Origin of the sequence: Streptomyces sp. NPDC049577, assembly GCF_040675635.1 — a bacterium.
Classification (GTDB): domain Bacteria; phylum Actinomycetota; class Actinomycetes; order Streptomycetales; family Streptomycetaceae; genus Streptomyces.
The window spans coordinates 1-9457 of sequence record NZ_JBFAPH010000243.1; the positions used below are offsets into that span (position 1 = coordinate 1).

Annotated in this window: 6 protein-coding genes and 1 pseudogene; 5 read left to right on the forward strand and 2 right to left on the reverse strand. The window is 71.6% G+C overall.

Annotated features, from left to right (window positions below; genetic code table 11):
- The coding region (locus tag AB0K09_RS23690; RefSeq protein WP_366067381.1) for a hypothetical protein at positions 1-209 on the forward strand (209 nt) is incomplete at its 5' end.
- Positions 210-575: 366 nt separating this feature from the next.
- Positions 576-2099, forward strand: a complete 1524-nt coding sequence (locus AB0K09_RS23695) for a carboxylesterase family protein (RefSeq protein ID WP_366067382.1) — start codon at positions 576-578, stop codon at positions 2097-2099.
- Positions 2100-2106: 7 nt separating this feature from the next.
- Here the strand turns inward: AB0K09_RS23695 and AB0K09_RS23700 are convergent, their stop codons facing one another.
- A complete protein-coding gene (locus AB0K09_RS23700) occupies positions 2107-2784 on the reverse strand; it encodes a macro domain-containing protein (protein ID WP_366067383.1) in 678 nt (225 codons plus the stop codon).
- 187 nt (positions 2785-2971) lie between these two features.
- Here AB0K09_RS23700 and AB0K09_RS23705 point away from each other — a divergent pair, with 187 nt between their 5' ends.
- On the forward strand, positions 2972-4597 hold the full coding sequence (locus tag AB0K09_RS23705; protein WP_366067384.1) for an ADP-ribosyltransferase domain-containing protein: 1626 nt from the start codon (positions 2972-2974) through the stop codon (positions 4595-4597).
- A 175-nt stretch (positions 4598-4772) separates the two neighbouring features.
- The gene (locus tag AB0K09_RS23710) at positions 4773-7553 is read left to right on the forward strand and encodes a glycosyl hydrolase family 65 protein (protein ID WP_366067385.1); all 2781 of its coding nucleotides are present in this window, start codon (positions 4773-4775) and stop codon (positions 7551-7553) included.
- A 12-nt stretch (positions 7554-7565) separates the two neighbouring features.
- Here AB0K09_RS23710 and AB0K09_RS23715 read toward each other — a convergent pair whose 3' ends face one another.
- Positions 7566-8771: a family 2 encapsulin nanocompartment cargo protein terpene cyclase gene (locus AB0K09_RS23715; RefSeq protein ID WP_366067386.1), complete on the reverse strand. Its 1206-nt coding sequence runs from the start codon at positions 8769-8771 to the stop codon at positions 7566-7568.
- Positions 8772-9334: 563 nt separating this feature from the next.
- Between AB0K09_RS23715 and AB0K09_RS23720 the strand changes: the two are divergent.
- Positions 9335-9457 (forward strand): annotated as a pseudogene (locus AB0K09_RS23720) (SAM-dependent methyltransferase); the annotation flags it as partial.

Below are 9457 nucleotides of genomic sequence, written 5' to 3' on the forward strand. Positions count from 1 at the left end.
CCATCAGCCGTCGCTCCGGAAAGGCGGCCGTGACGCTGCGCAACGGCACCGACGGCTCCCGACTCTCAACGGAAAACGCAGTCTTCACCAGGAATCACCCTCAGCAGACGCGCCTCATGGGTTTGTTACTGATCAAGGACAGGGAATGGACGATTCCGTCAGAAGCTCACAGACACGGCCAACCGGCGGGCTCGACTGTCAGGGAGTAGGCGCGGAAGTGGGCGCGAGCGCCGGCTGCGACGCGGCTAGCATGACGGGATGAGCGACACCACGTACGATGACGCCGCCCCGAGCCAGTCACCGACCTCGCGGTCCGAAAGGCCCATATCGGTGCGTACGCTCAGCCGTGCGATCCGATGGGAGACGGCGGCCCTTCTCGTTGCACTGCTCGTTGTCGTCTTCGCTTTCTCCTAGCCGGCAGCCACGGCCTGTCCTGCCACCCGTCGAAGCCCGGCGTCCGCATGGCGGCCCTGGTCACCGAGCGGAAAACGGCTGGCGCGGCATGGGGACACGGCGGATGATGCGCAGGGAGCCGAGGGCCTCCGCAGCCCCGCCTTCCTGAAGGGGAGCCGCCGATGACCCGACCCGAGGTGCAGGCCGCAAGCGGCCGGCTGCGCGGCAGCTGGGAGGACGGTGTGGCCGTCTTCCGCGGCATCCCCTTCGCCGAGCCCCCGGTCGGTGCCTCGCGGTTCGCCGCGCCGCGTCCGGTACGGGGGTGGAGCGGGGTGCGGGAGGCGGTCTCGTACGGTCCGCCGCCCCCGCAGGCCGGTGTGTTCGGCATGGACGCCCTGTCGCGGGACGCGCCGGACGACGACTGGCTGACGGTCAACGTCTGGTCGCCCGAACCCGGGCCCGGCGCGCGGCTGCCGGTGATGGTGTGGATCCAGGGCGGCGGCTATGTGTTCGGCACGTCGGGACTGCCCGAGTACGACGGCGGCCGACTGGCACGGGACGGCGGCGTCGTCGTGGTGACGCTCAACTACCGCGTGGGCATCGAGGGATTCGCGCACATCGAGGGCGCCCCCGCCAACCGGGGTCTGCTCGACCAGATCGCCGCCCTCGAGTGGGTGCGGGGCAACATCCGGGCCTTCGGCGGCGACCCGGACCGTGTGACGGTCTTCGGCCAGTCGTCGGGTGCCGGGTGCATCGCCGCGCTGTCGGTGATGGACCGCGCGGCCGGGCTCTTCCGCCGGGCCGTCGCGCAGAGCGTGCCGGGCACGTTCTTCTCGCCCGAGCTCGCCGCGGACATTACGGCTGCCTGCGCGGCCGAGCTGGGGCTGCGCCCCACGGTGGCCGATCTGTCCGGCGTCGATCCGCGGCGGCTGGCCGCCGCCGGTGACGCCGTCACCGCCAAGCGGGAGCGGTGGAACGCGCGTTGGGGCCGGGCCGGGCTGCGCTCCGTGCTCTTCTCGCCCGTCGTCGACGGGGATGTCGTGGCCGTCACACCCTGGCAGGCCCTGGACGACGGTGCCGGCCGTGATGTGGACCTCCTCGTCGGCCACACCCGTCACGAGCAGCGGCTGTTCACCGCGCTCGAGGGTCTGCTCGGCGAGGTGAGCGAGGAGCAGGCGGCGACCGCCCTCCACGACTTCGCCCCTGGCCCGGACGGCGCGCGCCGCTACCGCGACGCCTTCCCGGCGGCGGGGCCGGGGGAGCTGTACGAACTGGTCCACTCCGACTGGCTGTTCCGGATGCCGACGCTCCACCTCGCCGAGGCCCGGGCGGCCGCGGGCGGCGGCCGCGTGCATGTCTACGAGCTGACCTGGGCCGCCCCGGGCCTGGGCGGTGTGCTCGGCTCCTGCCACGGCCTGGACGTGCCCCTCGTCTTCGGCAACCTGGACCGAGGCCGGGCCGCCGCGCTGATCGGCGAGGCACCCTTCCCGGAGGCGGAGACCCTGTCCGCCCGCATGCGCGCCGCGTGGACGTCGTTCGCGGCCCACGGCGACCCCGGCTGGCCACCGTACGGGACCGGTCAGCGTCTCGTTCAGCTCTTCGACTCCCGGCCGGCGGTCACGGCCTACCCGGAGGAGCCCTCCCGCCGGATCTGGCAGGACCACACCTTCGCCGCCCCCCTGCCGCTGACGGCGGACGGGCGGTGAACCGGCGTCAGCGACGGGCAGCCGGTCGCCGGGGCGGCGCGATGCGTACCCGCGTTTCGGCAGGCGCGTTCTCGATGTCGTCCAGCTGCGCGACGATCGTGGCGCGCAGGTCGTCGTAGTCCTCGAACCGGTAGTCGTTGAACAGGGTGTAGCCCGTCCACATCAGGTTGGCGCACACGCGCGCCGGCACCCGGCCGGTCCGGGCACCCATGCCGACCAGCGCCACCGACCCGATGCTGCCCGGCGCCTCCTGGTTCTGCCGGTGGATCGCCTGGAACGCGGCGGCGCAGGCCAGGGCCACGTTGAGGGTCTCGCTCACGTTCTGCGAGGAACCTTCCATCGTCGGCGTCGATATCAGGAACCTCGGAGTGACCGCCCCGGAAGGAACGCACACCGCGCTGCCGACCGGGAGCCGTCCCGCGAACCGGTCGCGGATCGCCCGCTGGACGCGCAGCTGAATGCCCGCGCCGAGATGCCGCTTGATGACCGCGTCGAGCCCGCCGTCCATCCGGCCGCGGGAGTTGGTCGGGGTGACCCAGGCGTCGACGTCCTCATCGAGGATCGAGCCCTTGCGGATCTCGATGCCGGGGGTGTCCGCGAACGCCGCTCGCCATGCCTCCACCACCGCGGTGTTGATGTCGGTCAGCACGACCCTGAGCGGCGACGGCGCGGGGTACTCGGTCATGGTTCACTCCGATCGGGAAGGTCACTGAACTGCTCGGCACGCTACCGCGCCCCACTGACAGAGCAGCCGGCCCGGACCCGGCGCCGCGATGAGCCGGAGGGAGTGTCAGTGGGCGGCCGTATTCTCCTGAGCACTTCGCCGATCAGGCCTTCCACCTGCACTGTTCGACCTTTCGGAGTCCTCCGCCATGAGCGCTGCCCCCACCCCTGCCACGCCCGCGACGCCCGACGCGCACGACCCGCTGGCCCTCGCCGACCTGTTCAAGGGCGGCGGTGAACCGTGGCTTCCGCTGCTGAAGCCGGTCATCGAGGAGCAGCCGGACGCGGCCGCCTTCATGGGGCCGGGCCGCGGCCCGGACGTCGTCCCCGTCCGCGAACTGACCTTCCAGGCGCTCAAGCCGAACCCGCCGCACAAGTGGAAGGTCGTCGTCTTCGGTCAGAACCCGTACCCGCGGCCGGAGAGCGCCACGGGCATAGCCATGTTCGACAACACCTTCCACGACTGGAGGGACAGCCAGTTCGGCAGGGTCGTCAGCATCCGCTGCATCATCAAGGCGGCGGCGATGTGGAAGTACGGGATCCCCAAGAAGACCCCGATCGCCGACGTCCGCGCGTTGCTGAAGGAGCGGGACGCCGTCCAGCCGCCCGAGTGGTTCCAGGCGATGCTCACGCAGGGCGTGCTGCTGCTGAACGCGGCACTCACCGCCAGTAGTGACGGGTCGACGGGGACCGACCGGCACACCGCCTTCTGGCGTCCGGTCGCCGAGCGGATCGTCGAGGAGATCCTCAAGGCCAAGCAGAACGCCGGCGAGGAGGACCGCGGTGTCGTCTTCGCGTGGTGGGGCGCGCACGCGCGCAGCCTGAAGAAGGTCGTCCTCCGCCTGCAGAAGAAGTACCCCGAGGTCGACGTCCGGCACATCGACCACTGCAACCCCGCGGCGCAGGGCGACATCTTCTGCGACGGCGAGCACTTCGGAACGGTCAACGCGGCTCTCGCGTCACTGGGCGCCGAGGAGATCGACTGGTTGCCGAGCAAGGGCTGGAACGAGGCCGCGGCGGAGGCCGGCGGGGCGGACGGCGGCATCGCCGAGCGCATGGGCGCGTTCATCGCGTCCACCATGGAACTGCACCAGCTCTATCTGGAACGGCTCGCGAGCGTCAAGGACGAGGGTCTCGTCCTCCCCGCGATCACCGGTGTCTTCGACACCCCGCTCATGGACTTCCGCGACGCCGTCGGTCCGGTCGCCGAGCTGCTGTCCGGTCTCGACCGGCACGTGAACCTGTCGCACGAATTCGGCAAGAGGCGGGCGGACGAGGCGGCCGGCGCGCTGTCCGCCGACGCGATCGCGGCGCTCTACCTCTACACCTGCGAATCGGCCTTCTACCGGGAGATCAACGCCATCCTCCGCTCCCCGGACCGGAGCAGGATCGTCCCCTACCTCCCTTATCTGCGGCTGCTGTTCTCGGCGGTGTCGGGGCTTCCCGCCCGCACCGAGCCGCTGTGGCGCGGGGTGTCGCTGGACCTGCGCGCGCAGTACCCGCTCGGTCGCACCGTGACCTGGTGGGGCGTGTCGTCCTGCACCTCCAAGCCCGGCGTGGCACGGGCGTTCCTGGGCGGCCGCGGCAGGCGGACCCTCTTCGAAGTGCGTCCCGCCCGGGCCGTGGGCATCCGCGACTTCTCCGCGTTCACCGACGAGGAGGAGTTCATCCTCCTGCCGGGCACGCAGCTCAAGGTGACGGAGGTCAAGACCGAGCGCGGCGGGTTGTGCACCGTGAAGCTCACCGAGCTGGAGGAGCAGTCCCTGGTGTCCTGAGCGGGCGCGCGCCGCGGCCGGCACCGCCTGGCACGCCCGGCTTGGGGGAGATCGTCGTCGAATCGCCTCCTTCGGAAGTCGTATGAAGAGCCACGACTGTTGACGCTATCCGTTCAACAAATTTAAGGTCGCGGGACTCTCGCCGGAGATCCGGAGATCAAGACGACGGAGAACAATGACGTACTCTCCCGGTGCGCGGCCGCGTCCCACCCGCCTGTCCGCACTGCTGCTCGTGGGCGTGCTCACCGCCTCGGTGCCGCCCGCGGCCGCGGCACCAGCACCAGCACCCCAACCCCCCACCACCGACCGTCCTTCCGCCTCCGCCCCGCCCGCCGGTGACTGCCGGACGGGCGAGGGCTGGACCCTCGGGACCACCCGCGTCAACGACGACGACACCCACCACGCCTACGTCGGCAACGGCTATCTCGGGCAGCGCGTAGCGCCCAACGGCGCCGGCTACACCGGCAGCACCGCCAAGACCGGCTGGCCGCTCTTCACCCCGGCCTACGACGGCTCGTTCGTCTCCGGGCTCTACGCCCACGACAAGGAGACCGCCGGCGACCGCCAGGTCGCCGCCGCGCTGCCCACCTGGACCACCCTCGACGTCGGCACCGCCGGCCCCGGCGGCGAACACGGCGATACGTTCAACTCTTTGACGAAACCGGGCCGAATATCCGGCTACCGGCAAACCCTCTTCCTGCACTGCGGCATCGTCCGGACCTCCCTGACCTGGACCGCGTCCGACGGACGGAAGACCGACCTGGTCTACGACGTCCTCGCCGACCGCGACGACCCGCACGCGGGCGCCGTACGGCTGAGCATCACCCCACGCTGGAACGGCGACGCCACCGTCACCGACCTGCTCGACGGACACGGCGCCCGCCGCATCCGGCAGACCGGCGGCGGCGACCGCACCACGGGGAACGGCCGCAACGGGCACGACAGCCGGACCATGGACGTGGCCTTCCGCACCGACGGCACGGACACCGACGGCGCCGTCGCCTCCACCCTGCGTGCCGGGCGCGGCGTGCGCGCGGCGAAGGCCACGGCCGCCGCACCCGCCCGGGACCTGAGCGCCCGGCAGTCCCTCACCTTTCCCGTCCGCAAGGGCCGCACGTACGAGATCACCAAGTACGTCGGCGTCGACACCGCGCTGACCTCGCACTCGCCCCGCCAGGACGCCACCGCCACGTCACAGCGCGCCGCCCGCCGCGGATGGGACGGGCTGCTGCGCGCCCACACCGCCGCCTGGGCACGGCTGTGGCGGTCGGACATCGAGGTGCCGGGCGACGGCGCCCTCCAGGCATGGGTGCGCTCCGCACGCTACGGGCTGCTGTCCAGCACCCGGGCGGGGGCCGGCAACAGCATCGCCCCGGCCGGGCTGACCAGCGACAACTACGCGGGCCTCGTCTTCTGGGACGCCGAGACCTGGATGTACCCGGCCCTGCTGGCCACCGCGCCCGACCTCGCGAAGACGGTCGTCGAGTACCGCTACCGCACCCTCCCGGGAGCCCGCGAGAATGCCCGCAAGCTCGGCTACCAGGGGCTCTTCTACCCCTGGAACAGCGGCAGCCGGGGCGACCTCGCCCAGGAGTGCCACAGCGTCGACCCGCCCCACTGCCGCACCCAGATCCACCTCCAGTCGGACATATCCCTCGCCACCTGGCAGTACTACCTCGCCACCGGCGACACCGGCTGGCTGCGCACCCGCGGCTGGCCGGTGATGAGGGGCATAGCCGAGTTCTGGGCCGGCCGGGTCAGCCGCAACGCGGACGGCAGCTACTCCATCAAGGACACCGCCGGCCCCGACGAGTACAGCAACGGCGTCGACGACGCCGTCTTCACCAACGCGGGCGCCGTCACCGCGCTGCGCAACGCCGGCCGCGCCGCACAACTGCTGGGCGAGCGCGCCCCGGCCGAGTGGACGGCGATCGCCGACCGGATCCGGATCCCGTACGACGCGGAGCACAAGGTCTTCCAGCAGTACGACGGCTACCGGGGAGGCAAGATCAAGCAGGCCGACACGGTCCTGCTGACCTACCCCCTGGAATGGCCGATGACCAAGGACACCGCGGCCCGCACCCTCGACTACTACGCCGCACGGACCGACCCCGACGGCCCCGCCATGACGGACTCGGTGCACGCCATCGCCGCCGCCGGCACGGACGAACCGGGCTGTTCCACGTACACCTATCTGCAACGTGCCATCAGGCCGTTCGTCCGCGGTCCCTTCGACCAGTTCTCGGAGGCCCGCGGTGCCAAGGCGGGGGCCGAGGACCCGCTGGCCGGCTCGCCCGCGCACGACTTCCTCACCGGCAAGGGCGGCTTCCTGCAGATCTTCACCCACGGTCTGACCGGCATGCGGATGCGCGAGGACCGGCTGCACCTCGACCCGATGCTGCCCCCGCAGCTCGGCCGCGGCGTCACCCTGCGCCGGCTGCGCTGGCAGGGCCGCACGTACGACGTCGAGCTCGGCGCCCGCACCACCACCGTGCGGCTCACCGACGGCGCGCCCATGACCCTCGACACCCCGCAGGGCGAACGGCTTCTCACCAAGGCCGCCCCGGCCGTCCTCACGACGCGCCGCCCCGACCTCGCCCCCACCGGCGACCTGGCCCGCTGCACCACCGTCACGGCCTCCTCCGAGGAACCCGGCATGTACGCTGCCGCCGCCGTCGACGGCAGCCCGGCCACCGCCTGGGTGCCCGACGGGCCGGAGGGCAGCCTGACCACCGACCTCGGCAAGGCCGTACGCGTCACCGAGGTCACCCCCACCTGGAGCGGCCCGGCGCCGGCCTCGTACGACGTCCAGCTGTCCGGTGACGGACGGCACTGGCGCGCCGCCGCCCCGGCGGCCGGAGGCAAGGGCACGCCGGCGCGCTATGTACGGGTGGTGGTGCGCGGCGCGTCCGCCGCCGGCTCCCGCACGGGCATCGCCGAAGTGACGGTCTCGTAGCGGGACGGCGTCTCAGGGAGAGGTCGCGTAGCGGGTGCCGACGTTGCCGGCGTGCCATTCGTGGTTGCCGCTCATCCAGTTCGACAGCCCGGCCATGAAGCGGGCGGTGAGCGGATGGGTGGCGGACAGCGTCGCGGCCTGCTCCTCGAAGAGGTGGACGATCTCGTTGTGGACCGCGATCGCCTTCTGGAAGGCGTCCTCGATGGAGCATTCCTCCTCGGCGGCGATCGCGGTCGGCAGGCTGTAGTGGAAGCGCTCGCCGGCCTGCTCCTTGCGCAGCGAGTAGAGGTCGTTGCAGATGGTCGAGGCGTTGGAGGCGAGGGCGACGGCGCGCTGTACGGCGGGCTCCGCGAAGATGTGCGCCGGCAGTTCGTAGCCGCCGATGGAGTCGGTGAGGGTCAGGCACGGGCGGAAGTTGTTGAACTGCCGCTGCACCAGGTACTCCCACACGGCGGGGGTGCGGAGCGTGCTGATGCAGTCGCCCTCGGCGTTGTACCCGAGGTAGAGGTTGGCGATGTCGTGCCGGAAGCGGTGCGCCTGCGCCGGGGTGGCCAGGGCGTAGAAGTAGTCCATGGCCGACCGCATCGAGCGCAGCGCCGGGTGGGATTCGAGCCCGGTGCGCCAGTCCGCCTCGTAGCGCGGGGTGTTGTGGGCGGGATCGATCGCGGACTGGGCGACGGCCAGGGCCGCGCCGCGGCGCTCCGCGCTGCCGCCGTACTCCGCCTCGCAGAAGTAGTCGTCCACGGCGTTCTCGCCGATCAGCAGGCGGGCGGCGACCATGAGGTGGTCGATGCCGGGCGCGTCCGGGTGGCACAGGACCACCGACCGCCCGGCGTCGAAGCCGACGAGCGGCTCCCTGAGTTCGGTGCCGGGGTAGAGGCCGATCTCCTCCTCGGCCCACTCGACGAGCCGGGCGTTGACCTCGTCGGCCAGCGCGCGGTCGTCCCGTACGGCCGGCGGGCAGTAGAGGCCCTCGATCCGCTGCGACGACGGCTGCGACTCCGCGCCGGGGACGACGGGGGCGGCCGGCGGTTCCACGACCGGCGCCGTGAGCGGAACGGGTCGTGGTGTTCCGGGGGGCGGGGCGAGGCGCAGGGAGTTCGTCCCGATCCCGGTCGGTCCGGACAGCAGCAGGGCCAGGCGACGGGACGAGTCGGCAGCCTCCGTCGGTACGCCCTCCGTCGGTACGTCGGTCGTGCCTGGGGTTGATGCCTGCATCTGCAACTCCGTCCGTGGGCCCTCTACTTGGCGCTGTCCTGGCCGCAGGGATAACACGATCCGCAGAGCGGCAACAAGGTCGTCCTTCCCTCCTCAGGGCCCTGACGTGCATGTCTGTCACCCACCCGACAAATGTGCCCATCACTCCGGGACGAGTGGACGCCGCGGTCGGCGTGCGTCCGCCCGGGCGGTGGCCGGCTGTCGTACCGGGCCGGCTGTCGATCACAGAGCCGGAGCGCAGGGATCAGTTCGGACGAATCCGGCCGTCCTCGGGAGCGGCGTCTTCCGTTCCTGCGGGCGTCGGCGAGCGCTGATCACGGCCTCCGGGGCCCGCGGACGGTGGCGCAAACACGAGGTGACGGTTCCGGGCCTCTCGCTCAACGTCTTTACGCGCTGCTTCACTTGCGGCGCACAGCCCGGTCGGCGATTCGGCCCATCCGCCGGGGACGCGAAGGGCATGTGCTCCCTCATCTCCCGTGGAAGTCCGGCGACTTCGCAGCGCCTTCGTCAACGTCACCGTCAACGTCCTTGGAAACACCGGCACGCCGTAAGGAGCACCTGCCATGACCACCACCTCGGACGCCCCTGTCCACGTCCTGCGTACCGCTTACCAGAGGTCGGTCGCCGACTACTGGAACAAGGAGAAGGACCCGGTCAATCTGCGTCTGGGCGACGTCGACGGCCTG

Coding starts and splice junctions, on each gene's coding strand:
- AB0K09_RS23695 (WP_366067382.1), top strand. CDS start 576: ATGACCCGACCCGAGGTGCAGGCCGCAAGCGGCCGGCTGCGCGGCAGC.
- AB0K09_RS23700 (WP_366067383.1), bottom strand. CDS start 2,784: ATGACCGAGTACCCCGCGCCGTCGCCGCTCAGGGTCGTGCTGACCGAC.
- AB0K09_RS23705 (WP_366067384.1), top strand. CDS start 2,972: ATGAGCGCTGCCCCCACCCCTGCCACGCCCGCGACGCCCGACGCGCAC.
- AB0K09_RS23710 (WP_366067385.1), top strand. CDS start 4,773: ATGACGTACTCTCCCGGTGCGCGGCCGCGTCCCACCCGCCTGTCCGCA.
- AB0K09_RS23715 (WP_366067386.1), bottom strand. CDS start 8,771: ATGCAGGCATCAACCCCAGGCACGACCGACGTACCGACGGAGGGCGTA.